A 26,111-nucleotide genomic window follows, 5' to 3' on the forward strand; every position below is an offset into this window, starting at 1 on the left:
CCGATGCCATAGGTGCTACCCACGCGTCACCGCACGGATGTGATCGGCGGAGTGACTCAGCCGGATCGCGGCCTCCGCGACCGCCGCACGGTCCATCAACTCGGACGGTCCCAGCGTGCCGAGGACGGCAGCCACGTCGCCGTCATCGCTCATGACAGGCACACCCAAGAACCCGATCCGGCAGGGCTCGGTCAAGTCGACGGGTTCACACATCATGTCCACCATGACGTCGAGAGTTCGCTGGTCAGCTTCCCGACGATCTTCCGCCGATCGCCTGGCTCCGCCGCCGGAGAGTGAGTAGAACTGATCCACCCGGGTGCTCTGGCGCGCGACGTAGAACCCGTTGGCGCGCACACGCGCGAACATGGCAGAGACACGTTCCCACCGCGACTCAGATACGAATGCCCCGGCGTTCTCCAGCCATTGCCGCACCGTGGAATCGTCGGCCCAGGCCATGAAGATGATCCCCGCTGGAGCGGCCAAACGGACGCGGCTGCCGACGGGATAGCCGACCCCGGTCGCCGAACGTCCCGAGGAAGAGATGATGGCGACGTCGTCGCCGATGATCATCGCCATGGTGGCCAACGCATTGAAGTGGTCGGCCAGCTCAACAACCTCACGATCGGCCACCACGGCGGTGCCGAAACGAGCACGCGCCGCGTGACCACCAATCAGCAATGCCGGACCTATCGAGTAAGTCTTATGCCGGGGATGACGCTCCAGATAGCCCGCGTCCGTCAGCGCCTGAAGTATCGCAAGCGTCGATGCCGGATTGACGCCTATTGCCTCGGCGATCTCGGTCATCGACAGCGGCTGAACGGGCCGCGCTGCCAGGTAATCGAGAACCTGGGTTGCGCGCACGACCGCGGGTGCGGACTTCGTCATTTCCACCCCGATCCGGCTATCCGGCTGTTACTATTCCGTCGAATTTGATATATCGAATTTCAACAAGAAATACAATACTCAACTACTTAGCTACCCGGGGGACTCGAACGACATGTACTCCTTCGGGCGGCAGCTGGCCGCGCTACCAAGATCACGGTACGGCCCGTGGGCCGTTATCGCGGCCGGAGAGACCGAAACGGCGACCGCATTCGCGCGCCACATCGCCGCGAACGGCATCAACGTAGTGCTGGCAGCGCACGGTGGCAGAGCCGACGCCTACACACTGGCCGTGACCTCGGGCGTGAGCGTGCGAACCACATCGCCCGATGTCTTCACCGGCGAGCTCGCCGCGGCGACCGACGACATCGACGTCGGCCTGCTGGTGTGCATCACCGACGAAGACAGCGGCAGCAGCCGCTTCGGCGAACCCGTACTGAACCGCATGCGCACGCTCTATCTCACCCATCGATTTGGGCACCGCATCGCTGATCGCGGCCAGGGCGGCGTCATCATGGTCAGATCGCTGGCAACACAAAGGATTTCGCACCACATTCAACCCCGCAGCGCCGATTCGATGTTCACGGCGGGCATTCGCGATGGCCTGGACAAGCAGGGCGTCGAGGTAGCCCTACTTGATGATTACGTGCCGCACCGGCCCGCGATGGATGCGGACGACCTGGCGCTGATGGCATTGGCCCGCCTGGGACGGCGGCGCCACCGGCACTGCACCCACCAACGTGACCAGACCGACCGGCGCACGGCACGCGACGCCAACTGACCCACCGACGGTTGTGCACGTGCTGTTCAAATCCCCGTCCCTCCCTATCCAAACTGACGCACTGGTAAGTTCCTGACCGTGAGTCAGGATACGAACATCGCCCCCAAGACCGAGCTGCTTCACCCCACCCAGGACGACTTCGCCGAATTCGACGGTGAAACACGCCGACTCCTGAAGGCCACCGTCGACTGGTTCGAGAATCGCGGCAAGACGCGCCTGCTCAAGGACTATGTCGACAAGGTCTTCTACCAGGACTTCCTGGACTTCGCGGCGAGCGAGAAGCTGTTCGCAACCTTCCTCACCCCGGCCGCCGACGGCGCCGGGAACGCCGACAAGCGCTGGGACACCGCCCGGGTGGCCAAGCTGTCGGAGATCCTCGGCTTCTACGGCCTGAACTACTGGTACCCGTGGCAGGTGACCGTGCTCGGGCTCGGGCCCGTGTGGCAGAGCACCAACACCGACCCGCGCAAGCGCGCTGCCGACCTGCTCGACGGTGGAGCCGTCGCGGCATTCGGCCTGTCCGAGCAGGCCCACGGCGCCGATATCTACTCCACCGACCTGGTGCTCACTCCGGTCGAAGGTGGCGGATACAAGGCATCGGGCCGCAAGTACTACATCGGCAATGGCAACTGCGCCCGCATCGTGTCGGTGTTCGGCCGGGTCGAAGGCCGCGACGGACTGGACCAGTACGTCTTCTTCCTCGCCGACAGCGAGCACCCCAACTACACGGTGATCAAGAACGTCGTGCCGTCGCAGATGTACGTCGCAGAGTTCGAACTCGACGAGTACCCGGTCAGCGAAGACGACATCCTGCACGTCGGCGCCGACGCCTTCAGCGCCGCGCTCAACACCGTCAACATCGGCAAGTTCAACCTGTGCTTCGGCGGCATCGGCCTGTCGACTCACGCCCTGTACGAGTCGGTCACCCACGCACACAACCGCATTCTGTACGGCAGCCCGGTCACCAAGTTCGACCACGTGCGCCGCGAGTTCGTCGACGCCTACGCCCGGTTGATGGGCATGAAGCTGTTCAGCGAGCGCGCCGTGGATTACTTCCGCACCGCCAGCCCCGAGGACCGGCGCTACCTGCTGTTCAACCCGGTCACCAAGATGAAGGCCACCACCGAGGCCGAGAAGGTGCTGGCGTTGCTGGGGGATGTCATGTCGGCCAAGGCATTCGAGGCCGAGACCTACACCACCGCGGCACGTATCGACGTGGCCGGCCTGCCCAAGCTCGAGGGCACGGTGGCCGTCAACCTGGCGCTCATCCTCAAGTTCATGCCTGCCTACCTGCACCATTCCCAGGATCTCGCGGTTCCCGGAGTGCAGCTGGAAGCCCGCGACGACGAATTCCTGTTCAACCAGGGCCCGGCCAGCGGCCTGGGCAAGGTCCAGTTCCACGATTGGCGCAAGCCGTTCGCGGAGAACGCCGGCATCCCGAATGTCGCGGCCTTCACCGAGCGCGCCGAGGCGCTGGCCACCTTGGTGGCCGCGGAGAAGGACGCCATCAAGAGCGCCGGACTGGATCTGCAGCTCAGCATCGGCGAGCTGTTCACCCTGGTGGTCTACGGCGGTCTGATCCTGGAGCAGGCCAAGCTGCGAGGTGCCGACGAACAGCTCATCGACCAGATCTTCGAGATCCTCAACCGGGATTTCTCGCAGTACGCGGTCGATCTGATCGGCAAGCGCGAGGCCACCGCGTCCCAACGGCAGTGGGCCAAGGACGTGATTTCAGAACCGGTATTCAATTCCGAACGCTTCGACGCGATTTGGAATCGGGTCGAGGCGCTGTCCGGCGTGTACGAAATGCGGGCCTAGTCCGCAGGTCTACCCGCGCACCCTCGTAACCGTCGCTAGCATCGGTGGGGTAACCCGTCCGCACAGGACCGCGGCCAGCCCCCTGTCGGCCAGCCCATAGCCGACGACAGCCGCTGCCCCCTGGCGGGCAGATAAGGATGGACGAGGGTGCGCGCCGTTCACGTCGCCATCGTCGGTGCGGGGCCCTCGGGCTTCTTTGCCGCCGGATCGCTACTCAAACACCCCGATTTCGACGTGCATGTTGACATGCTCGAAATGCTGCCCACCCCTTGGGGTTTGGTCCGGTCTGGGGTTGCACCGGATCACCCCAAGATCAAGTCGGTCAGTGCGGTATTCGAGAAGACGGCAACGCACCCGCGCTTTCGGTTCTTCGGCAATATCGAAGTGGGAGAACAGATCACCGCCGAGGAGCTGGCGTCGCGCTATGACGCGGTGATCTACGCGGTGGGAGCCCAGTCCGACAAGCCCCTGGGCATCCCGGGCGATCAACTGCCGGGCTGCATCGCGGCCGTCGACGTGGTGGGTTGGTACAACGCCAACCCCACGTACCAAAAGGTGTCGGTCGACCTGTCGGGCGCACGCGCGGTGGTCGTCGGCAATGGCAACGTGGCGCTGGACGTCGCACGCATTCTGGGCATGGATCCGGAGACGCTGCACACCACGGACATCGCCGATCGCGCCCTGGATTCGTTGGACCACAACGCGATCCGTGAGGTGGTGATCATCGGACGGCGCGGACCGCTGCAGGCCACCTTCACGCCGCTGGAGCTGCGCGAGATGGGCGATCTGCCCGGTGTAGACGTCGTGGTGGACCCTGACGACCTGGCCGACATCACCGACGAGCAGTTGGCGGCCGCACCCAAGCCCACCCGCACCAACATCGACACCTTGCGCAAGTTCTCGGAACGACCGCACACCGAAGGCCATCGCAGAGTGGTGTTCCGGTTTCGCACCTCCCCCATCGAGCTGCACGGCGATACCGAGGTCGAATCAATTACTGTGGGCCACAACGAATTAGTAGATGAAGACGGGTACGTCGCGGCCCGCGACACCGGCGAACGCGAGACGCTGCCCACCCACCTGGTGGTGCGTGCCATCGGGTATCGCGGAGTTCCGGTGCCGGGATTGCCCTTCGATTCCCGGCGTGGGGTCATCCTCAACAACGCGGGACGCATCGAGGGCCGCCAGAACGAGTATGTGGTCGGCTGGATCAAACGTGGCCCGGTCGGCGTCATCGGAACCAACAAGAGCGACTCACAGGAGACGGTCGACACGCTGCTCGCGGATCTGACGACCGCCGACCTGGGCGCCGCACCCGATACCGCAGCCCTAGAGGAATGGCTTTTGGGTCACGAACCACACATCGTGTCCCAGTCTGATTGGCTGACCATCGATTCGCATGAGCGCGCAACCGGCGAGCCACAGGGCCGCCCCCGGGTGAAGCTCGAGACGGTGCCCGATCTGCTCGCCGCAACCGGACGACACGGCGAGCCATGACATTGGTCCTCGCCCAAGAGGCTCATCCGTGACCGTCCACATCGTGATGTCACAGGTCATGCCCGCAAGCTGCGAGCGGACGTTCGACCTGCTCCACGATTACGGCCGGCGACTGGAATGGGACACCCTGCTACGCCGCGCGTCGGTGGAGGGCGGCAAGGCCGATGTCGGCAAGGTGGCTGTCTGTACCGCGCGCTGGATCCTGGGCGGCTACTCATTTCGCACCCGATACGTCACGTTCAAACCACCGCATCTGGCGGCCATCAAGCTCGAATCCACGCCGCCCTTCTTCAGCAAGTGGGCCGCCTCGCTCCGTCATGAACCGATCGACAGTGACGACACCGACCTCGCCGCCGAGCACCGCGAGGACATGTCGCTGGCGACATACACCATGACCTTCACCTGCAGACCGGCGATCATCGAGCCCATCGCGGAGCGAATGTTCAAGCGTGAGACCGAGAATCGCCTCGCCGCGTTGGCGAACTTCTTGCAGCAGACCGCGTAGCTACAGCGGCGGAGGCTCGTAGTAGCGCGGCGGCAGTTCATGCTTCTTGGCCGGATCCTCCGTTGACGACGGACCCCCAAAGGCTGCCGGAGGTGGCGGCGGCGTTGCAGGCGGCGGTGGAGGGGGTACCGGATCGATGTTTTCGATCGATGGCGGCCCGCTCGGGTATTGCTGCGCAGTGGTGGCCCCCGGCGGCGGCGCTAACAACACATCCCAACGCTCGGGATTCTTCGGTGAGTACAGCACCGGAATCAGATCGCCGATGCGCGGCCAATCGTTGACGTCACGCACGATCTGCCGATAGGTGATGTATTCGGCGACCGTCGGACCATTGAGCGCACCGGTGATCGTAACCAGCTGCTCACCCGTCACTCCCTCGGGACGAGGGCTCACACCCGTCACCAACAGGGTCCCTTGCGCCGCGTTCGTACCGGATTGCGCCTGCCTGCCGCGTCGCATCTGCATGATGACGAAAGCCAGCGAGCCGCCGATGAGCAGTAGCACCACGAATTCCCACACACGTCCATGGTAGGACTGCAGGCATGACGCCCACCGTCTCCTTGCGCGAAGATCGTCGGCTGGCACTCGAATTGGCCGATGCTGCCGATGAAATCACCACGTCGCGGTTCGGTGCGCTCGATCTTCGGGTGGACACCAAGCCCGACCTGACGCCGGTAACCGACGCAGACACCTCGGTGGAGTCCGTCCTGCGCTCTCAGCTGCATCGATCACGTCCAGCGGACTCGGTGCTGGGCGAGGAATACGGCGGAGAGGCCGCCTTCAGCGGTCGGCAGTGGGTCATCGATCCCATCGACGGCACCAAGAACTTCGCACGTGGCGTCCCCATCTGGGCCACACTCATCGCGTTGCTTGAAGACGGCGTCCCCGTCGTCGGAGTGATCAGTGCCCCGGCGCTGTCCCGCCGGTGGTGGGCGGCCTCCGGGCTCGGTGCGCACCGCCGGGTCGGCTCCGGCGAGGACGAGCTGATCCATGTTTCCGGGGTCGACCAGCTGGCGTCTGCCAGTCTGTCGTTCTCCAGCCTGTCGGGCTGGGCCGACCGCGGTACGCGCGATCGATTCATCGACTTCACCGACGCGGTGTGGCGGGTCCGGGGATACGGCGACTTCTTCTCGTACTGCCTGGTGGCCGAGGGAGCGGTCGACATCGCGGCCGAACCCGAGGTCTCGTTGTGGGACCTGGCCGCGCTAGACATCCTGGTCCGCGAGGCCGGCGGCACCTTCACGAATCTGGCCGGCGAGCCTGGCCCACATGGCGGTAGTGCCGTCGCAAGCAACGCATTGCTGCACGAGGAAGTACTGCGCGCCCTGTCCTAAGGGCCCAGCTTCTCGCACTCCCAGCGCCGCTTGAGAGCGGCAGAGCCCGCGTGCCGCGGGGTCCATCGGTGTGACATGCACCTCGTTTTGTGCGGACCTTACCGCTTAGTAAGATACGGTTCTTACTTCGGAGTAAGGTAACGATCAGTTACTCCGGCAGAACCCCACTTTGACCCCAGAAACGGCTGGTGACATGACCAACACGTTGACCCCGCGCGACGAGAAGAAGGCCGCCAAGAGCAAGAGCCTGGCGAAACACGAGACCGGCGTCGGCCTCCAGAAGCACAAGCGCGGCGCGATCGACATCCTCATCGCGGTGCTGACCCCGATCGCGGGTTCGGAGCTGCTGGACAAGTACAACCTGCGCGGAGCCTTCAACAAGGGCATCTTCGAGACCACGAAGGGCTTGTTCACCACCCTCGGCGTTGCCAACCGCACCTTCAAGAAGGTGACCGGCAGCAAGGGCGCCCCCAAGCGCCTCGACAAGGCGAACGCCGACTACTTCGACCTCACTCCCGAGGACGAGCAGAAGATGATCGCCGACACGGTGAAGGAATTCGCCGTCGAGGTCATCCGCCCGGCCGCCTACGAGTCGGACAAGAACAAGACCTACCCCGCCGATCTGCTGAGCAAGGTCGCCGAGCTGGGCGTCACCGCCATCAACATCCCCGAGGATTTCGACGGCATCGCCTCGCAGCGCTCGACCGTCACCAACTCCCTTGTCGCCGAAGCTCTCTCATACGGTGACCTGGGCCTGGCACTGCCGATCCTGGCGCCGTCAGGTGTGGCTTCCGCACTGACCAACTGGGGCAGCGCCGACCAGCAGGCCACCTACCTCAAGGAGTTCGCGGGCGAGAACGTGCCGCAGGCCTCTGTCGTCATCGCCGAGCCGCAGGCACTGTTCGATCCGTTCAGCCTGAAGACCACGGCCACCCGCACCCCCAGCGGTTTCCGCCTCAACGGCGTCAAGTCGCTGGTTCCCGCTGCCGCACAGGCCGAGCTGTTCATCGTGGCCGCCAACTACAACGGCCGCCCGTCGCTGTTCATCGTCGAGTCCGGCACCGAGGGCATCACGGTCGAGGAAGACCCGAGCATGGGTATCCGCGGCGCGGCCCTGGGCCGGCTGAACCTGAACAATGTCGCGGTTCCCGCCGCCGGCCTGCTGGGCGAGGACGGAGCCGGAGAGTCCGACTACTCGGAGGCCGTCGCACTGGCCCGTCTCGGCTGGGCATCCCTGGCGGTCGGCACCGGCCAGGCCGTGCTCGACTACGTGATCCCCTACGTCAAGCAGCGCGAGGCATTCGGCGAGCCCATCGCCCGCCGCCAGGCCGTTGCCTTCATGTGCGCCAACATCGCCATCGAGCTCGACGGTCTTCGTCTGGTAACGCTGCGCGGTGCCTCGCGCGCCGAGCAGGGCCTGCCGTTCATCCGCGAGGCCGCCCTGGCCCGCAAGCTGGCCACCGACAAGGGCATGCAGATCGGCCTCGACGGCGTGCAGCTGCTCGGCGGCCACGGCTTCACCAAGGAGCACCCGGTGGAGCGCTGGTACCGCAACCTGCGTGCCATCGGTGTCGCCGAAGGCGTCGTAGTCCTCTAAGCCCCGAACCTCTACTAAACGAAAGTCTTTCCATGGCAATCAATTTGGAACTCCCCAAGAAGTTGCAGGCGGTTCAGGAGAAGGGGCACCAGGGCGCTGCCGAGCTGGTACGGCCGATCTCCCGCAAGTACGACCTGGCCGAGCACACCTACCCCGTCGAGCTGGACACCCTGGAGACGCTGTTCGCCGGCGTCACCGCTGCGGGCACGTTCGCCTTCGCCGGTGCCGAGGCCTTCCGCGCCGAGGAGAACACCGAGAAGCAGAACGTCAACGGCGCCAACATGTCCGCGCTGCTGAATGCCCTCGAGATGAGCTGGGGCGACTGCGGTCTGCTGCTGACCATCCCCTTCCAGGGGCTGGGCAACGCCGCGGTGTCGAGCGTGACGACCAAGGAAGACGCCGACAAGTTCGGCAAGGTGTGGGCCGCCATGGCCATCACCGAGCCCGGCTTCGGTTCGGACTCTGCCGCGGTCACCACCACCGCCAAGCTCGATGGTGACGAGTACGTCATCAACGGCGAGAAGATCTTCGTCACCGCCGGTTCGCGTGCCACCCACATCGTGGTGTGGGCCACCCTGGACAAGACCAAGGGCCGTCCGGCCATCAAGTCTTTCCTGGTTCCGCGTGAGCACCCGGGCGTGACGATCGAGCGTCTCGAGGAGAAGCTCGGTATCAAGGCATCCGACACCGCGGTCATCCGCTTCGACAATGCACGGATCCCCAAGGACTACATCCTGTCCGATCCGGAGATCAACACCGAAAAGGGTTTCGGCGGTGTGATGAGCACCTTCGACAACACTCGCCCGATCGTCGCGGCCATGGCCGTCGGAGTCTCGCGGGCCTCGCTCGAGGAACTGCGCAAGATTCTTGAAGACGCCGGCATCGAGATCTCCTACGACCGGCCTGCTCACGCTCAGCACGCGGCCGCGGCCGAGTTCCTGCGCATGGAAGCCGACTGGGAGTCGTCGTACCTGCTGACCCTGCGTAGCGCATGGCAGGCCGACAACAACATCCCCAACTCGATGGAAGCGTCGATGGCCAAGGCCAAGGCCGGTCGGGTCGGTAGCGATGTGACCCTCAAGGCTGTCGAAATGGCTGGCACCACTGGCTATTCCGAGCGCACCCTGTTGGAGAAGTGGGGCCGCGACTCAAAGATCCTGGACATCTTCGAGGGCACCCAGCAGATCCAGCAGCTGGTGGTGGCCCGCCGCCTGCTGGGGCTGAGCTCCGCAGAACTCAAGTGATGCACTGATCAAGATCCATTGCGGCCCTTTCGGGATTCCCCCCGGAGGGGCCGCAGTGGTTCCCGACGAGCGTTCTGTGAGCCAGCTGAGCGAAGTCTGGCAAAGACAGCTAAGCTCCCGTTTTTATCGGCGCGATACATCATCTTGTGGAGGACATATGTGGGTTCGGTCAGGTCTGCTTGCCCTGGTGAGCTGTTCCATCATTCCGTTCGGCGCGGGCCTCCCGGTGGCCAGCGCGGACGAATCGACCTGCGCCGCGATCAACCAGATGTCCAAGGCCGTCGATGACCCGGCCAACAACGGCCCGATCGTCACCGAGGCACTGATGTACCTGCGCGGTGACAACCCCGCCTACTCCGGCCTGGACCGTCAGGTCGATGCCATTGGGCAGGCTCGCGACATGTGGGGACGGGTCAACGACGGCGTGCGCGCCAACCTGGACGGCATCACCGAACCCGGGCCCCGCCAGCAGCTCACCGCCTACGCCGACGGCCTGAGCGGCGCCTACGACCTCTCCGGAACGTGGCTGGTGGCCGCCCCCGAGGTGCGCTCCTCCCCCGAGATCATCGACCGTGGCGCTGCGGTGGGGGGCCTACTGTTCGACGGCGTCAACAACTTCCACGTGCTGTCCAACATCTGCAACGGGGGCGCGCACTAAGCGTGCGACTCGACCCGGCCGACGCACGGAGCCGTTTCCGGACGGCGACGGTGGCAAGGCTGGCGACGGTGCACGCATCGACTGTGCCGCACTTGGTTCCGGTGACCTTCGTGGTCGCCGATGATGTCATCTGCTGGGCGGTTGATCACAAGCCGAAGTCACGCAACGATTTACAGCGACTGCGCAACATCGCCGCGAATCCCGCCGTCAGCTTCCTGGTGGACCACTACGACGAGGATTGGTCAGCGTTGTGGTGGGCGCGCGCCGATGGCATAGCCCGGACACTCGACAAGCCCGATCTGGCCTGGATCAGCCTGCTGGCCAACAAGTATCGGCAGTATCGAGAAACTCCGCCTGCCGGCCCCATGGTGCTGACCGATGTTTCCCGGTGGAGCGGGTGGACCGCCTCCCCCGTTCAGGCGTGACTACTCCGGCCTGATCCCATCGCGCGCGCAGTCCGCGAGCAACAGCCGCTTGATGACCTTGCCGGTGGACGTACGCGGCAGTGCGCTGACGAAGTACACGTCACGGGGCACATGGAACTTGCTGAGCCGATTCTTGATGAAGGCGCGCACCATGTCTCCGTCGAGACCGGCGTCTTTGTGCAGCACGACGAACGCCGACAGCCGCTGCCCGAAGCTGTCATCGGAGGTCCCGACGACGGCAACATCGGCAACCTGCGGCAAGAAGGCCAACGCGTCTTCCACCGGCCGGGGAAACACGTTTTCACCGCCGGAGATGATCATTTCGTCGTCGCGCCCATCGATGTACAGACGACCATCGGCATCCAGGTGACCCAGATCGCCGGTGTCCAGCAGACCGTTGACCGAGGCCGGAGACGGATCGGCGACGTACCCGTCGAACAACATCTCATTGCCGACGAAGATTCGTCCCGTCACGCCGCGCGGCACCGGGCGCCGGTCGGCATCGAGAATCGCGATGGTGGTGCCCAACGGCGGCCGCCCCACGGTGGTGGGAGCGATCGCAAGATCCGCGGGGTCGGCAATGGTGGCCCAGGACACTTCGGTGGACCCATAGAAGTTGTAGAGCACTTCACCGAACGCCTCGGTAAACCGTTGCACCAGTGAGGCATTCAGAGGCGACCCGCTGCAGGCAACCAGTCGCAGGCTCGAGGTGTCGTACTTCTGGCGCACCGTGGCGGGCAGATCGACGATGCGCTGCAACATCACGGGGACAGCAATCAGCGTGGTCACCTTGCGGGTGGCGATGGCCCGCAGGCATTCTTCCGGATCGAACTTCTCCTGCAGGATCACCGTCGCCCGCAGCGGGGTGCTGATCTGCAGGCAGCCCAGTCCCCAGGCATGGAAGACGGGCGCCGAGATGAGCATGGTCTCGTTCATCTTCATCGGCATCCGCGAAAGCATCGCGGCAATGACGGCGAACCCACGCGGCGTCGGCCGCAACGCCCCCTTGGGGGTTCCCGACGTTCCGGAGGTTTGCACCACCTGGTGGCCGGGACGGGTGGGCGGCAACACTCCCGGCTTGTCGGCGACAACGAAGTCATCGAGCCCGCGGCGGCCATTGATGGCACTGCGCCGACCGGTGCTGACGAGCTCGACCTCCCAGGGTACGTACCTGACGAGTTCGTCCAGATCGTCGTCGACAAACACCTTGGTGAGATTGTTCCGCGCCACAGCAATCTGGATCTGGGTTGCTGCCAATGCGTTGTTGAGAAGCATCACGTCCACACCGAGCATGCCGAAGGCAATGAGGCACTCGACCATGGCAATGTTGTTGCGAGCCAGCAGGCCAATCTTGGACGTTTCGTTGATGCCGTCGCGCATCAGACCGGTGGCCATTGCCTCGGCGCGCCGGTCGAGTTGCTCGAAGGTCAGTTGTCCGGCGTCATCGGCGATCGCGAGCTGCTTGGGGGCGCGGGCCGCCGCGGCCGCGTATCCGCCCTGGAGAGTGAATCCCCACCGCGCCAGTGAACCCAACTGGCGAAGTCCGCGGTCGGGGCGCGGGATACGCACCACGCCGACCCCCACCATCAGCCGGGCGATGCTGAGTTGAATATTTCCGCCATCACCCATGTTGGACACGGTGGAAGTCGACGCGCCGGACAGATAGTCGTCGATTTTGTCCAGCCCATCCATCAACCACTGGTTTACCGCCACGCTCGGCTTCTTGATACCGGGAGGTAAGACGGAGGCCGCCCGCAACACCGTGATGCGTACCCGGGTCTGCGCCGAACGTTCCTCGAACAACCGGACGGAGATCAGCCCGTCGTTATCGACGCCCTCGATGGCGAGGCTTTCCTTGGTGTTGCTGAGAATCAGCCGAACGCGGGCCGTGGTCTTGGCCGACAGCACCAGGTATTCGGGATCGGGTCCCGTCTCGGTGTTCTCGATCAAGGTCTCGCAGGAACCGACCCCGGTAAAGAACATCGGGTACATGTCGGGTGAGCTGATCAGCTCCCACACCAGCCCGCGCGGGTGACTGAGCAACTTGTCGCAACTAATTACATCAGCGACCATAATAGTAGTCCTACCTGGGGTTTTCGGTCATGCACCGCGCGAGCGTACCCGATGACGCGGATCACTGCCCAGGAACGGATGTGGTTCCTATCACTGCCGTGACCAGATTGCCCAGCGCAGCGCGGGGCGATTGCCCGCAACCCCAGCCGGACATATCCGCGGCCAGGCAAACACTGTGTGAAAGGCCCTACCTAGATGTGGGGAGCCTCGCGGATCTTGCTGCTGTCGTTCCCCAGCGTCTTGCAGTACATCGTGACCGAGGTACGTGTCGCGGAGATCTCCAGATTCGAGGCATCACGCCCACGCTGATCCTTGAGCATCTTGCTCACCGCGTCGTTCTGCTTCTGCTCCTCGGCAGCGATGAAGTCCTTGCATGGGGTATCCCCACCCTGATTGATGACACCCGAGCATCCCGCGAGCAGCGCGACTGCCACGAAACCGGTTCCAGCCAAGACCTTCACAGCGCTCATGCCGTGACAGTAACTCATCACCGAACCCTGCTCCGGCAAGATGTACCTTGAGCCGGAGATAGGGAGGGTCATGTTCCATCTGTTCAACGAGCGCTCGCGACAGGTCATCGTGATCGCACAGGAGGAAGCACGCGAACGCCAGCACAACTATCTCGGAGCAGAACACCTCCTGCTGGGTCTGCTCGGCGAAGGCACCGGCCTGGGTGCTCGGCTGCTCGCTACCGCCGGAGTCCGTTTTGAGAACGGGTCACGGGTCATTCAGCAGATCGTGCCGTTGGGCCAGGAGCCGCCAACCGAGAAGATGGCGTTTACTCCGGGCGCCCAGCAGACACTCGAGCTGGCGATGACCGCGTCCACAAGCAGGCGGCACACGGAAATCTGCACGGGGCACCTACTTTTGGGGCTCGTGGACGCGGCCGACCCCCTCATCATCCAAATCTGGGAGAAGCTCAACGTGGACGTTCTGGACCTCTGGGATAACGTCCGGGCCCATCTGGACGAGAACCTCGGCGACTAGGACGCGGTTAGGCGTACGCAGGTCGTGACTGCGCGGCGATGCTCTTCTCCCCCGCGCTCGCGGCCCGCCGCAGAGCCCCGTACTCGCCGAAATATCCGGCCACACTGCCCACCGCCGGCAGCATTCCCAGATAACGGAAAATCGGCTTGGGCTGCGGCCGCTTTTCCAGCTCATCGCCGATGGCCCGCAGGATGCCCGCGAGGTGCCACAGGGTGCGAGCCAGGGCGAACGGCGACCAGCTCCGCGGCGTCTCCGGGTCCTGATCGTCGGCGCCGGCCAGCGCCGCATCGCTGAGGGTGCGATTGCACAGCACCTTCGCCAGCAGCCGGACTTGCTCCTGGTGATCACCGATACCAAGCTCGCGGGCGATGGCCACCAGGACAATGGCCTGGTTGGAGAATCCCAGCAGGTCCTGCACGGGCAGCCGTGCCGCGAGTGCACCGAAAATCCCTGGGAACGCGACAAATACGGTGTTGACGGCGCCCACGCGCTGCACCCACCAGTGCACCTTTCCGCGCGTGTCCAGCTGCTCCCAGGCGCGGGTGCCCGGGGTAGTGGCCGTGTTCAGAGCGCAGGCCAGGGCATCAAGCGCCTTGTCTGCGACTCCGTCGCCTTCGCCCAGCTCGTAGGTGCGCTCCTTGAGTCCAAAGGGATCGGACTGCGCCAGCACGGTCAGGACGGGGTTGATCACCCGGACCGCGCGGCTCAATGCGTCGGCGATATCGGCATCGGAGAGCACGGCATTTGGTAACGCGATGAGACCCATATGCCCATCATCTCGCGGCCGGGGTCCAGGCGCGCGACGGGGATCGATTCCTCTGAATTCAGACCGTCAAATCGCCACGGCGTGAACGTGATCGGGCGTACTGTGCCCTCAGCACAACAAGATAAGGACGGGCAATGAAGCTCATGGTCTCGACCCCAGAGAGCGACGAGGGCTGATCCGTGGCACTCGCAGCAACTCTGATCACCGTCTGCACCACTGCGGTCGGTGCGACAGCATTCGGCGCTTCGCTCGCCATCACTCCGCAGCCCCCGGACACTGTTCTCTACGTCATCAGTTCAGATCGCCCGTTAACGGCGATTACCTGGCGAGACAGCCTCGGGCATATGCGTGAGCAGCCCGTCGACGGCTCTCAGCGCACCTGGACCTGGACCTTTACCAGCGATATCACCGATCCCCCGTACTTCGTCAGCGCCCAGTCCGCAGGGGCCGAAGCGACATGCCGCTTGATCGTCAACGGCAAGGTCAAGGTCGAAAACACCGCCGCGGCGCAGGACTCAACCGCCACCTGCCACGGATAACGCTCGCCGCACCGCTCAGCGATGCTTGGCGACCGTCAACAGGACTGCCGAATCCGCCAGCGCCTGTAGCGAGTGCCGGGCGTCGGGGATTTCGATGAGGTCACCGGTGCGACCGTCCCAATGTTCGGCGCCGACCACTAATCGGACCGAGCCCTGAATGACATAGATCGTGGCCTCACCCGGACTCTCGTGCTCACCGAGCGCGGACCCCGCGCGCAGTGCGATCACGGTTTGACGCAGCACACGCTCGTGGCCCCCGACAACCGTGTCCGCGGCATTGTGGCCATCCTCGGCGCGCTCGAACAGCTGCCGTATCAGGGCTTCGATCGAGCGTTTCTGCATACCTGTCATTCCATGCCCCGGCGGCCGGCCCGTCAACCCTCCTCAACCCTTTTTCAGCTCCTCGGCGAACATCACGAGGATGCCGCTGGGACCGCGAAGGTACGTGAGCTTGTAGACGTCCTCGTAGGTGGCGACACCACGAAGCGGATGGCAGCCGTGCCTGGCGGCTATTTCAATGGCCTCGTCGATGTCATCGACCGAGAACGCGACGCGGTGCATGCCAATCTCGTTGGGGCGAGTGGGCTTCGACGCGATTGCTTCGGGATGGATGTACTCGAAAAGCTCGATCCGACCATGGCCGTCTGGCGTCTGAAGCATCGCGATGTTCGCGTGGTTGCCGTCCAAACCGACGGCGGTGTCGGTCCACTCACCACTGACCGTGGCGCGACCGACGACGGTGAGACCAAGGTCGGTGAAAAACGCGATAGCCGCTTCGAGATCGCCTACGGCGATACCGACGTTTTCGAGCTTGATGGCCATCGCAGGGATGCTACCGAGCCGGGCAGCGAGAGTTGTCGAACATCTCAGAGTAAAAATGACGCAGGCCAGAGACTGTTATGAGTCTCTGGCCTGCGTACCTAGTAGCGGGGACAGGATTTGAACCTGCGACCTCTGGGTTATCCGAGAGTTGAGCTAGCACAGGCCGTCTCGGACAGTCAATGGCAAGCCCAAATGACCGATGAGCAGCGCCGACCGCGCCAGAACGACAGGGATGGACAGTCGAACACAATGGCGAATGGGTGGGACGCCGTGCGAATTATTGGAGACTTAGCAGAGACAGGAACGCCTCCGACTCCCCATTCACTCAGGGAGCCGGAGGCGCCGTCGACCATGGTGGCACCAGTACCGTCGGACTTTGCCGCATAGGCCAGAAGAGGGGCTTTCCTTTAGTCCGTGAGGCTACGACCGTCTCGCATAAACAACCCAAGACGGTAGGGGATACCGGGAGTTTCTTCTGCTCGCGCCCGTACCAAACATCTAGCCGTTCACCGCGGTCCTTGGCGATGTCCGCGTTCCGGATCTCGCGCAGCAGTTCACCGCGCACTACAACGCCAAGCACTGACCGTGGACCCGGAACTCTGGCCGCGTTCAGCCGCCCCCACCGCCGTCGCACCCACCGCCACCATCACTGAATCCACCGCTATCGCAGAGCCCACCACCGCCACCGTGGTCTGAACCGAATCCGCCGAAGTAGCCGAAGGATCCCGCGTCGGCCCCAGGACCTGAGCCATATCTGGGCGTATTGCCTGACAGGTCGCGGCGTCGCCGTGCAGGGGCTCGCAGCCTGGGGCTCTCAGATCGTGACGCTGTAGGTCGGTGCGGCTTACTGGCTTCTGGCGTGCGACGGGCATCCCTGTGGTTGGCTTTGCGGGCCAACTGCCAGCCGAAGCATCCGAGTAACAGTGCTATCAGTGCTAGCGCCATCAGTGCAATCCCCACAGAAGCTCCTCCCTGAGCCTGGCCACCACTTTGCTGAACGTCTCTTCATATTGCGCTAGTTAGTGCGTGAGCGCCAGGTGGGCAACAGCTGTGTGAGCGTTAGAGCTTGCCGCTGAGATAGAGGATCTTGTGGCCGCCGGGCTCGAGCCTCCCCGGTGGCAAATAGCCGCATGTTGAACAACCATGAGCCTCAACACTCAACGCCACATGGTCCGGCGGGTGGTAGTCCACGCAGGAGGCCATGGTGTCTGCATGCTGGATCACGCCCACGGAACCAGTCGCTTGTCTCGCTCATCGTTGAACGCTCCTGCGGTCGGGGATCTGCTGACATCCACTACGACGGCGCACCAGACTGATTCGGTTCCAACAATTTTCAACTATGTGGAGAAATTCCGACCGTTACACCGACAGCGGCGGATGACACCAGGAGTAAAGGGCTGCAGCCTGTTTGGCCGCGTATGCCATTGCCGGCCTGGAGCCGCGTGAAAGAACTGCGTGCGCCTCTTCGAGTAGATCCCGCACGGGCCTCAGCAGCTGGTAGTCGATGCCGTTGGACCGCTTCGGCAGCAGTGGATGCTCGTCGCGGGTTATCGACGCTTCAAATGCTGCTGCCGTGTTCGGGGCAACCACTTCACCGGCGAAGTACGCATCGACCATCTCATCGTCGGCGCGCATCTTCACCGCATAGCGCCTGTACGCGTCAGCCTGCCACCGCATCAGATCCGTGAGCGCCTGAAGGCTCGCAGCATCCGGGGACGAAATCCCATAGCCCGCAGCATCATCGAGGAACACATCGAGCTGCCACGCCGCCATGTCATACAGGCCCGCGGCCAAGTCCAATCTCGACGGATCCAATCGCGGCTGCGGCCTGCTCACAAGCTAGTCCGATCCCTGCTTGGTCCAGGTGATGGTGTTTCCCCTACCGACGTAACTCATCGAAAGGGACGCGGGAGTGACATTCAGGGGGAAGTACACGAGATCGAGCGGAGGCTCCTTGAGCCACAGCACGCACTTATTGCCCTGACCGGACGGCGCTTCCTGCGGAGTTTTGTCCCAGCTGGTGAATTCCCAATGTCCCGGTGCCCCTTGTGCCAAGAGTGAGCCGTCCGCGGCGAGAGTGATCGTGCTCGAATCATCAAGCCAGGTGCCGATGAACTGGTCACGGGTGTACTTGGAATCGCAGGCCGCTGCCGGTGGTTGCGCGGGCGCAGACGAGGACGCCTCGGGGGCATTGGAGCAACCCACCACTGCCAGCGCTACCAGAAGTACCAGTTGTCTCATTTCCCAAGAACTCTCATCGCGTTGTCGAATACCACGGTGCGTCTGTCGAGCGCGTGATGGCCGCCGTTAACCATCTCGGTAATTTTGGTGATATTTCCAGTGTCTGCAACGGCATTGCCGTTGTGGGTGTTCCAATACCAGAGGGCTGATGTAAATGCGTACTGCGGAGTTTCCAGTAACTCAGGGTTGCTGACGAAATCCACGCCGAAAGCATCGCTGATCTTCTGGTAGTTGTACTTACCAGTGACCTGAATGGCGCCACGGCCTTTGTATCGCACACCATCACCTGGCGACGTGTTCCCGAGGTCTTCGCGCCCCTCGTACTCAGCCCCCGACGCATACTCCTTGTACGTCGCGAAATGATCGGACTCGATGGCCACCTGCGATAGGAAAGCAGCCTGTCTGACAGGCGTGTTCATACCGCCCTGACGCATCATGTCATTAAGCGGGCCAACAACTTCGTTGGCCTTCGCCTCGCTGATGTTGGGGTCGATTTCCATAAGCATTGCAACAGTCACCGGCGTATAACCGTCCGTGGGCGGCTGCTGAGGATCCTCCGGCATTCCGGTGGGCGCCACGGCGCGACGGATTGCCGCAGCGATGTCGTGGTCAAGTGCATTGGCGCGCTCCAGAATTCCCTTGAGCTCGGTCTCCTTATTGCCCCGGACCGTTTCCAGCATGAGGTCGCCGTGCACATCGCCAACGACCTTGCCATCGGGCGTGATCTGCCAGCCGAATTTCGCGACCTCACCTTTGAGCAGTTTGAAGTCCGTCACGACGCGACCGACTTGGTCGACGAGGGGCTCTAACGCATCTGTTACCGCACGAGTTTGTTTCTGCTGCTCGTCAATGTCGGTGCGGCGCTTACCGAGTTCATGACGCCAGGTATCGGCGGCATCGCCTCCCCACCCTTCCAGCGAGCGTTTGATGCCGTCGAGCGTGTCCCCAAGGTTGGCAAGTCTCTTGTGCTTGCCGAACATGACACCCAACAACTGGACGAGCGCGTTGGGATCCCACTTCTCCAGTTCGGCAACGCTGACCATCAGTGTCCCCCATCGGTCTTCGCGATGCTGTCGCGGCTGCGCTGATCCTGCGCGGTGAACTTACCGGCGGCTTCCTGCATCCAGGTACCCAGCCCGCCCAAGTTTCGGTGGAGCACGTCGCCCTGTTCCGACCAGGAGCCCTGCGCCTCGTTCAATGCTCGCGCCGATTCGCCGATCCATCCGCCAGCGGCCTCGGCAACACTGTCGACGTCATGCGCATGATCCGCGCGGGAGTCGGTAACAGCATCAATCAGCGCCCACGCATGCCGGTTCACATCTTCGGGATTAACCTGAAGTGCCACGCCCCACCCTCCTACAAAACACCGGAATTTGTCTGCGCTACAACGTATTTCACTCGAATTTCACGTCCCAGCCAAGGGCCTTGTAGCGGCGCACTTCCCGCTCCCGTGCCGCCTTCTCGGCCTTCTCCTGCTCAGACCAGTCACCGATAACCCCCGGTGAAGCTGCTGGCATATCGCCCAAGAACTCATCGGTGTTGTCGTAATTGATCAGAATCTGCGGTGTCGCCTTCTCACCATCGTCCTCACCCTTGCCGCCGCGACCATGCGCGCCAGCGCCGCCCATCATCCCCATCGGGCCACCACCACGCACACCGGCAGCACCCACCGCCGCCGGGTTGATGCCCGACCCATTGCCGCCAGCGGCACCGCCCGGCAGACCCGCACCGCCGCGAAGCGCACTCAACCCGCCAGGCCCGCCAGCACCTGAACCGGACCCGCCGACGCCTGTGCCGGTGCCCGTTGACGATGGGGAGAATCCTGCCGCCGTCGTACTACCGATCGGCAGGCCGGAACCTCCAGAGCCAGAACCCAACCCTGAACCCGCACCACCGGAACCCGAACCAGCGCCCGATCCCGATCCCTGACCACCACCAGAACCGCTGCCCTGGCCACCACCCTGACCTTGCCCCTGTCCAGCTCCAGCCTGCTTTGCATCACCGCCGGCCAGCTGCGGCTTGGTGTCCTTGTTGGCCAGTCCGTCGGTGGCGGGCGGGGTCTGGGTACCGCCACCGGAACCACCCCCGCTATTGCCTCCCCCGCCACCGTTGCCACCGCCCTGATCGCCGGGCATCGCCCCCAGCTGCTGCACATCGGGGTCCGTCACCTTGGGACGGTCCGTCGACATCGGGTTGGTATACGTGCTTTGCGCCGCAGCACGAATCGCGTTGAGAGCCTGCTGCTTCTCGTCCTTCGAAGCGTTCTTGTCCGGCACCGGATAGCTGTTCGGAACCCGACTGGCCGCGATCAACGTCTCTCCATCCTGCTCCGCAGCCTGGCTCAGCTTCCCCGCCTCGGCCGCCAAACCGGTATCCGGGTCCGCGATCTTCTTGTAGGTGCGATCCACCGCGTCGTACGCCGAATTCGCAGCCTCACCCGACCATGACTCGGAATCGAGCAGCTTGCTACGCACCTTCATCGCTGTATCTACCGAATCAGACACGGCCCCATAAACGGAGGTCCATCGGTCAGCTTCCGCTCGCGCCGACTCCACACCCAACCCAGTCAGCTTGGAGACGATCTCCTGATGCGACATCCCCTGCCAGCCATCATCAGCCATCACTCACACCCCATTTCACTTCGGAAGAGTCGGCGCCACCGCAGTGGCTATCTGCTTGGATTTCGCGCACGCATCGGGCACATCTTTGGCTTCCTGGACATCCACAACCACCACGACAACAGCGACTGTTGCCTGTTGCGACGGCAGGATCACGGTGCAGGTAGGTACCGAAGCGACACGGCCCTGGTAAATCACTCCGTCAAGGCCGGCCACCGTGATGGGCTGAGGATTGGTGTACAGCTCAGGATCCAGGTAAGCCGACACCTTGGTGTTAGCGACCGTCAATTCCGCCGTCCAACCGCCACTGAGACCCTTCCATTGGCAGCCACGCAACTGCGGATCCTGAGTGCCTACATCGGTCACCTTCGCCGAATCCAAACCCCAAGAGCGAATCTGCTCAGCTGAATAGCCAAAGCACGGGTCGTAACTCGTGCCGTCATTCCAATGGCTCGGCGGCGGGTGCGGAGCCGTCAATGTGCTCGACACCTGAGGTTGCGAACTCGCAGTGGCCGACGCCGAAGACGGCACTGAACCGGTGCTATCCGCTGGCTTCGTGATGCCCGTCGATGTCGAGCATCCGGCCATCAACAGCGCCGCCGCGCACGCTAAGCCCATCCGCATCATCAGTACTTCACCGTCGCCGTTCCGTCCTTGTACGGGTTTATGCGCCCAGCGTTGCGTTCCTCGGTGTTGCGAAACAACATCTCCGTAGCGATGAAGTGGTCGGCGTGACTCTTGTAATGGGCGGAGATTTTCTTCAGGGCATCAACGGCCGCTGCACGCTGCTCTGCGTAGTGCTGGGCCGCCGCCTGTCCAGAGGGCAGGTCCCCGAGCGCGAGTTGTTGTTCACGGCTCACCGCTGAAATCTGCGTCTCGACCAAGTCCCGGGCCCGCAACATGTCCCCAGCGAGTTCCATGCCGTAGCCGTCTTTGAACTTCAGAGTGGTGCGGGCGGCCTCAGCGGCTTCCTGTCGGGCATCTTGGGACATCCCGTTGATGTCGAACTTGTACTCACCCACAGACCACCTCGCCTTTCATCGTCACAACCGGCATTCATCTAGATAGGACGACACTAGGGACAAATCGGTTCCAACAATTTTCAAGGCATTTGGCAGCCGCGGGAGAGCGGAGAAATTCGCTGGTCGCTGGGGGTTCCTCAGCGCCTCACTATGAACGGCGGCAATAGTCGATACCTCAAATACGTGAGGACATTCCCGTTGTCCATCCTCGCCGTAGCTTTCCGATAACACTCAGCGAGACGTTCGACATAACGCCTGTTGACCTCAGTCCTATGGGCAACGGCCTTCATCGAGTCGGCCATCTGCTCGGGCCCCAGAACAGCGGGCCTCATTGCCTCAAAGCGGGCTCGACTCTCCTGGGTAGTCCCGAGGTCGTAGAGGGCCAAATGCAGCTCTTTGATCTGACGCGGGCTCGGCGACCGAATGCCTTCATCTTCAACGATTTTCAGCTTCTCCACCGCTTCAAGCATTACGCGGGATGCGGCCGGCCTCCAGTCCTTGATCTCATAGTTTTTGCACGCCTTCGAGACATCCCGCAGCACCGCCCGTAGCTGCCCCCTCAGTTCTCGCTGCCGCTTGCTGACAGCGCTCCTAATGCTCAGCAACGCCGGGACCGCGATGGCGAGTGCTGCCATCCACCACGCCAGATCCCAAAGCTTCACCGCAGAAGTGTTTCATGCGCACGCTCGATGTCGACGTCTATTTGAGCTCCGATCGCCATCGCCGCTTGCGCGGTGCGCAGCTAACGCAAGGCTGGCGGGACCTTCAAAGACGATGCAGGTCTGCCCATGCGCGTCATCGCCGACTCACTCGGCCAGGCTGACATCCTGACCACATAGCGGCACTATCTGGCTCGCGGCAAGGCGCATCCGGAGGCCCTGGCCGTGCTGGATCGCATGCTGGAACACCCTGCGAATTAGGGGAGACTTTTTGGAGACCTGGGGTGACACAGGGAAAGAAAAACCCCAGGCCAGAGGAAATTAATCCTCTGGCCTGGGGACCTAGTAGCGGGGACAGGATTTGAACCTGCGACCTCTGGGTTATGAGCCCAGCGAGCTACCGAGCTGCTCCACCCCGCGGTGGTGAACACCAGGTTACCGGGCGCAGTGCGTGGCACCAAATCGTTTACCTGGCCTGCAGTTACGCACCCACGAACGCCTCGGCCGAGTGTCGACTTTCCGGACTTCTATCTCGGACTTTGGCCCGAAAAGTCGACATTCGACGGAAATTACTTGGCCTGTGTGAACTTCGTCATCGCATCGTCAAGGCTCTTCAGCGCCTGCCCATACCGGGCGAAGTCGCCACTCTTCTGGGCGTCCTTCACCTCGCCGATGGCCCGCTGAACCTCCTGCAGCGCGGCGGTCTTCGCCGAGGACAGTTCCGAGGACCCCGCCGGCGGCACGGCAGCCGGGGGAACGATCGGAACGTTCTGACCGCTGGGCGGCGGCGGGTTCACATTTCCGGGTTCGGCCGCCGGGGCGGTTGCCGTCGCACCGGCACCGGGCCCGAACACCATGTCCAGAGCATCCCTGACCGTGGTCGCGTAGCCGACCTTGCCGTTGTAGAACATGCCCACACGGATCAGGCGCGGATACGAGGACTGATCACCCTGGCCCGGCGAGGCATACAGCGGCTCGACGAACAACAATCCGCCGTTGGCCACCGGCAGTGTCAGCAGGTTGCCCCACCGCAGGATGTTCTGGTTCTTGATGATGCCGACATGCGAAGACACCTGGTTGTCGGTGGTGATCGCATTGTTCACCAGCTTGGGGCCCTGCACCGTTCCGGGAACCGTCAAAACGGTGATCTTCCCGTAGGTTTCGGGATCGGAGCTGGCACTGACATAGGCGGCCAGGAAGTCACGCTGGAAACGATTCAGCGCACTGGTCAATTGGAATGACGCCGAATTGTCGTTCTTCGTAATATCTTTCGCGACGATGTAATACGGCGGCTGCGAACCGGTGGACGCGTTCGGGTCATCGGGCACCTGCCAGAAATCACTGGTGGAGAAGAAGGTCACCGGATCGTTGACGTGGTAACGCGCCAACAGCGTCCGCTGCACCTTGAAAAGATCCTCCGGGTAGCGCAGGTGGCGCGCGAGGTCCGGCGAGATGTCGCTCTTCGGCTTAACCGTTCCGGGGAAGATCTTCATCCATGCCTTGAGCACGGGATCCTTCTCGTCCTGCTGATACAGGGTGACGGTGCCGTCGTACGCATCCACCGTCGCCTTGACCGAGTTCCGGATGTACGACACCTGCTGGTTGGGCAGCGCTCCCCCGGTCTTGCCGACCTGGCTGTCAAAGGTGGCCTCCGACAACGACGTCTGCTGCGAGTACGGGTAGTTGTCCAGCGTGGTGTAGCCGTCGACGATCCAGACCATGCGCTTGTCGACGATCGCCGGGTAGGTCCCGCTGTCGACCGTCAGCCACGGCGCCACCGCTTCCACCCGCCGGCTTGGGTCCCGGTTGAACAGGATCTTGCTGTTGTCCCCGATCACGTTGGAGAACAGGAAGTTCCGTTCGGCGTACTTCAGGCCAAAGACCGTCCGCGCCAGCGCACCGCCAACCGGCACGCCGCCGGTACCGGTGTAGGTGCTGTTCTTGGTTCCGGAGTTGTTCTCGTAGTCGTACTCACGATCGTCACCGTTCTTGCCGACGATCGCATAGTCGTTGGTGTCGCTGGCGATAATCGGGCCGTAGTAGACGCGCGGCTGAGCCAGCGCCGCCGGGCCGTCGGAAAGGACCTTGCCGTTGTCATCGACGGCATTTACCAGGAACTCCGGGTACCCGCCGTTCTCGTCCGGCTTATCGGCCACCCCGCGCACGGTGTTGGCCGGTGCGGCGATGAATCCGTTGCCGTGGGTGTAGACGGTGTGCCGGTTGATCCAGTCGCGCTGGTTATCACGAAGCTTGGCCGGATCGAGCTCGCGTGCGGCAACGACATAGTCGCGCAGCGAGCCGCTCCTGTCCTGATACCGATCGATCGACAACGAATCGGGGAAGGCGTAGAAGTTCTTGCCCTGCTGCAACTGAGTGAAGGCCGGGCTCACGATGTTGGGATCCAAAACGCGGATGTTGGCGATCGTGGAACGATCGGCCGCAACCTGTTTGGCCAGTTGCTCACTGCCGGTGGGCGCCGATGCGGTACCGCTGTAGTCCCGATAGGTCACGACGTCGTCGGTCAGTCCGTAGGCGTCGCGCGTCGCCTTGATACTGCGCGCGATGTACTCGCTTTCCTTCTGCGCGGCATTGGGTTTGACGCTGAACTGCTCCACGATGAGCGGCCAGCCGGCGCCGACCACCAACGAGGACAGCAGCAGCAGCGCCAGGCCGATCGCGGGAATCCGCAGATCCTTGAGCACCAGCGCCGAGAACACCGCGACCGCGCAGATCACCGCGATGGCCAGCAGGATGAGCTTGGCCGGCAGCACCGCGTTGATATCGGTGTAACCGGCGCCGGTGAACGGCTTACCGGCCCGCGTGTGCGAAAGCAGTTCGTACCGATCGAGCCAGTAGGCGGCAACCTTGAGCAGCACCAGAATTCCGGCAAGAGTCACCAGCTGGATGCGTGCCGGGCGCGACAGCGTGCCCGAACGACCGGACAGCCGAATGCCACCAAAGATGTAGTGCACCAAGGCGTTGACGATGAGCGCGACGAAGACCGCGATGAACAGGTACGTCAGCACGAATCGATAGAACGGCAGCTCGAAGGCAAAAAACCCGAGATCCAGGCCGAACTGTGGATCCTTGATACCGAAGTCCCCGCCCTCCAGGAACAGCTGCACGGGCATCCAATAGCTTTGGGCCACAATGCCGGCCAGCACGCCGATAAGCACCGGAACACCGATGACGAAAAGCCGCACCCGCGACAGGATCAGAGCACGGTACTGCGCCAGCGCGTCACCCGGCCCCTTGGTGGGCACGAACACGGGCCGCGCCCGGTATGCCAATCCGAAGCCCGCGAAAACCACAGCACCGACCAAGATTCCGACGATCAGGAACAAGGCCAGCCGGGTCAACAGCACGGTCGTGAATACGCCACGGAATCCGAGCTCACCGAACCACAGCCAATTGATGTAGGTGTCGACCAGGCGTGGGCCGATCAACAACAACACCACGATCACCAACGCCGCGGCGACCAGTCGCCGGCTCCGTCGGGTCAATCGTGGCAGAGCCCCATTCGGCCGCATTCCCACGTCGCTACGCTCCTCGTCGAGTGTTCAAGCACGGCTCAATTTTCGCGCTTCGATTCTCAGCCCCACTGTAGCCGCAGAACAGCGGGCATCGGCCAGCATCGAGGGTG

At 63.2% G+C, this 26,111-nt stretch carries 27 protein-coding genes and 1 tRNA gene; 11 read left to right on the forward strand and 17 right to left on the reverse strand.

All coding sequences use genetic code 11. The features are described 5' to 3' along the window. Positions 1-15 precede the first annotated feature (15 nt). Positions 16-885: an IclR family transcriptional regulator gene (locus RHO23_RS13415; protein ID WP_064409349.1), complete on the reverse strand. Its 870-nt coding sequence runs from the start codon at positions 883-885 to the stop codon at positions 16-18. 112 nt (positions 886-997) lie between these two features. Between RHO23_RS13415 and RHO23_RS13420 the strand changes: the two genes are divergently transcribed. The 4 genes from RHO23_RS13420 (at position 998) to RHO23_RS13435 (ending at position 5,483) form a co-directional block, all read left to right on the forward strand. Then, positions 998-1,663 (forward strand): short-chain dehydrogenase, encoded by a 666-nt coding sequence (locus tag RHO23_RS13420; protein WP_217339254.1) that lies wholly within the window; start codon positions 998-1,000, stop codon positions 1,661-1,663. Between the two features lie 78 nt (positions 1,664-1,741). Continuing rightward, positions 1,742-3,481, forward strand: coding sequence for an acyl-CoA dehydrogenase (locus RHO23_RS13425; protein WP_030096986.1), 1,740 nt, complete (start codon positions 1,742-1,744; stop codon positions 3,479-3,481). Positions 3,482-3,628: 147 nt separating this feature from the next. Then, a complete protein-coding gene (locus RHO23_RS13430) occupies positions 3,629-4,978 on the forward strand; it encodes an FAD-dependent oxidoreductase (RefSeq protein WP_423487938.1) in 1,350 nt (449 codons plus the stop codon). A 28-nt stretch (positions 4,979-5,006) separates the two neighbouring features. Further along, on the forward strand, positions 5,007-5,483 hold the full coding sequence (locus tag RHO23_RS13435; RefSeq protein ID WP_217339252.1) for an SRPBCC family protein: 477 nt from the start codon (positions 5,007-5,009) through the stop codon (positions 5,481-5,483). Here RHO23_RS13435 and RHO23_RS13440 read toward each other — a convergent pair whose 3' ends face one another. Beyond that, the gene (locus RHO23_RS13440; protein ID WP_217339251.1) at positions 5,484-6,002 is read right to left on the reverse strand and encodes a DUF3592 domain-containing protein; all 519 of its coding nucleotides are present in this window, start codon (positions 6,000-6,002) and stop codon (positions 5,484-5,486) included. 23 nt (positions 6,003-6,025) lie between these two features. On the opposite strand from RHO23_RS13440, the gene hisN reads away from it, so the two are divergent. The 5 genes from hisN to RHO23_RS13465 all read left to right on the forward strand — a co-directional run bounded on the left by hisN (position 6,026) and on the right by RHO23_RS13465 (position 10,741). Then, on the forward strand, positions 6,026-6,817 hold the full coding sequence (gene hisN, locus RHO23_RS13445) for a histidinol-phosphatase (RefSeq protein ID WP_423487939.1): 792 nt from the start codon (positions 6,026-6,028) through the stop codon (positions 6,815-6,817). A gap of 193 nt (positions 6,818-7,010) precedes the next feature. Then, positions 7,011-8,414, forward strand: coding sequence for an acyl-CoA dehydrogenase family protein (locus RHO23_RS13450; RefSeq protein WP_057964393.1), 1,404 nt, complete (start codon positions 7,011-7,013; stop codon positions 8,412-8,414). A 32-nt stretch (positions 8,415-8,446) separates the two neighbouring features. Then, entirely contained in the window at positions 8,447-9,658 is a 1,212-nt protein-coding gene (locus RHO23_RS13455; protein WP_030096980.1) for an acyl-CoA dehydrogenase family protein, read from the forward strand. Between the two features lie 157 nt (positions 9,659-9,815). Further along, complete coding sequence (locus RHO23_RS13460; RefSeq protein WP_030096979.1) at positions 9,816-10,316, forward strand: hypothetical protein; 501 nt, start codon at positions 9,816-9,818, stop codon at positions 10,314-10,316. 2 nt (positions 10,317-10,318) lie between these two features. Beyond that, positions 10,319-10,741: a TIGR03668 family PPOX class F420-dependent oxidoreductase gene (locus tag RHO23_RS13465; protein WP_070920754.1), complete on the forward strand. Its 423-nt coding sequence runs from the start codon at positions 10,319-10,321 to the stop codon at positions 10,739-10,741. Here RHO23_RS13465 and RHO23_RS13470 read toward each other — a convergent pair whose 3' ends face one another. Both RHO23_RS13470 and RHO23_RS13475 read right to left on the reverse strand, forming a co-directional pair. Beyond that, a complete protein-coding gene (locus tag RHO23_RS13470; RefSeq protein WP_423487940.1) occupies positions 10,742-12,814 on the reverse strand; it encodes an AMP-binding protein in 2,073 nt (690 codons plus the stop codon). It lies immediately after the preceding gene. A 191-nt stretch (positions 12,815-13,005) separates the two neighbouring features. Beyond that, the gene (locus RHO23_RS13475) at positions 13,006-13,302 is read right to left on the reverse strand and encodes a hypothetical protein (RefSeq protein ID WP_075908196.1); all 297 of its coding nucleotides are present in this window, start codon (positions 13,300-13,302) and stop codon (positions 13,006-13,008) included. A gap of 52 nt (positions 13,303-13,354) precedes the next feature. Here RHO23_RS13475 and RHO23_RS13480 point away from each other — a divergent pair, with 52 nt between their 5' ends. Next, the gene (locus RHO23_RS13480; protein ID WP_030096975.1) at positions 13,355-13,801 is read left to right on the forward strand and encodes a Clp protease N-terminal domain-containing protein; all 447 of its coding nucleotides are present in this window, start codon (positions 13,355-13,357) and stop codon (positions 13,799-13,801) included. Positions 13,802-13,808: 7 nt separating this feature from the next. On the opposite strand, the gene RHO23_RS13485 is transcribed toward RHO23_RS13480, so the two are convergent. After that, positions 13,809-14,615, reverse strand: a complete 807-nt coding sequence (locus RHO23_RS13485) for a hypothetical protein (RefSeq protein WP_082822449.1) — start codon at positions 14,613-14,615, stop codon at positions 13,809-13,811. Between the two features lie 131 nt (positions 14,616-14,746). On the opposite strand from RHO23_RS13485, the gene RHO23_RS13490 reads away from it, so the two are divergent. Continuing rightward, positions 14,747-15,106, forward strand: a complete 360-nt coding sequence (locus RHO23_RS13490) for an MmpS family transport accessory protein (RefSeq protein ID WP_057966983.1) — start codon at positions 14,747-14,749, stop codon at positions 15,104-15,106. A gap of 15 nt (positions 15,107-15,121) precedes the next feature. Here RHO23_RS13490 and RHO23_RS13495 read toward each other — a convergent pair whose 3' ends face one another. From RHO23_RS13495 to RHO23_RS13550, 12 genes are all read right to left on the reverse strand, one after another. Beyond that, positions 15,122-15,448, reverse strand: coding sequence for a cupin domain-containing protein (locus RHO23_RS13495; protein ID WP_423487941.1), 327 nt, complete (start codon positions 15,446-15,448; stop codon positions 15,122-15,124). Between the two features lie 42 nt (positions 15,449-15,490). Next, positions 15,491-15,928, reverse strand: a complete 438-nt coding sequence (locus RHO23_RS13500) for a VOC family protein (RefSeq protein ID WP_423487942.1) — start codon at positions 15,926-15,928, stop codon at positions 15,491-15,493. Positions 15,929-17,287: 1,359 nt separating this feature from the next. Beyond that, the gene (locus RHO23_RS13505) at positions 17,288-17,764 is read right to left on the reverse strand and encodes a hypothetical protein (protein ID WP_423487943.1); all 477 of its coding nucleotides are present in this window, start codon (positions 17,762-17,764) and stop codon (positions 17,288-17,290) included. A 3-nt stretch (positions 17,765-17,767) separates the two neighbouring features. Then, positions 17,768-18,169: a hypothetical protein gene (locus tag RHO23_RS13510; RefSeq protein WP_046254420.1), complete on the reverse strand. Its 402-nt coding sequence runs from the start codon at positions 18,167-18,169 to the stop codon at positions 17,768-17,770. Further along, positions 18,166-19,212: a glycoside hydrolase family 19 protein gene (locus RHO23_RS13515; RefSeq protein ID WP_052740276.1), complete on the reverse strand. Its 1,047-nt coding sequence runs from the start codon at positions 19,210-19,212 to the stop codon at positions 18,166-18,168. The genes RHO23_RS13510 and RHO23_RS13515 overlap by 4 nt, the downstream gene beginning before the upstream one ends. Further along, the gene (locus RHO23_RS13520; protein WP_423487944.1) at positions 19,212-19,514 is read right to left on the reverse strand and encodes a WXG100 family type VII secretion target; all 303 of its coding nucleotides are present in this window, start codon (positions 19,512-19,514) and stop codon (positions 19,212-19,214) included. Before RHO23_RS13520 ends, RHO23_RS13515 begins: the two co-directional genes overlap by 1 nt. Before the next feature lie 49 nt (positions 19,515-19,563). Next, complete coding sequence (locus RHO23_RS13525; RefSeq protein ID WP_046254422.1) at positions 19,564-20,790, reverse strand: hypothetical protein; 1,227 nt, start codon at positions 20,788-20,790, stop codon at positions 19,564-19,566. Between the two features lie 15 nt (positions 20,791-20,805). Beyond that, a complete protein-coding gene (locus RHO23_RS13530) occupies positions 20,806-21,414 on the reverse strand; it encodes a DUF3558 family protein (protein WP_423487945.1) in 609 nt (202 codons plus the stop codon). Continuing rightward, entirely contained in the window at positions 21,414-21,809 is a 396-nt protein-coding gene (locus tag RHO23_RS13535; RefSeq protein ID WP_096503270.1) for a hypothetical protein, read from the reverse strand. The genes RHO23_RS13530 and RHO23_RS13535 overlap by 1 nt, the downstream gene beginning before the upstream one ends. Positions 21,810-21,946: 137 nt before the next feature. Then, entirely contained in the window at positions 21,947-22,471 is a 525-nt protein-coding gene (locus RHO23_RS13540; protein WP_423487946.1) for a hypothetical protein, read from the reverse strand. 343 nt (positions 22,472-22,814) lie between these two features. Continuing rightward, positions 22,815-22,888: transfer RNA gene (locus RHO23_RS13545), tRNA-Met, on the reverse strand. Positions 22,889-23,037: 149 nt separating this feature from the next. Continuing rightward, positions 23,038-26,004, reverse strand: coding sequence for a UPF0182 family protein (locus tag RHO23_RS13550; protein WP_030096971.1), 2,967 nt, complete (start codon positions 26,002-26,004; stop codon positions 23,038-23,040). Positions 26,005-26,111 lie beyond the last annotated feature (107 nt).

This window comes from Mycobacteroides sp. PCS013 (assembly GCF_049532645.1).
GTDB lineage: Bacteria > Actinomycetota > Actinomycetes > Mycobacteriales > Mycobacteriaceae > Mycobacterium > Mycobacterium gwanakae.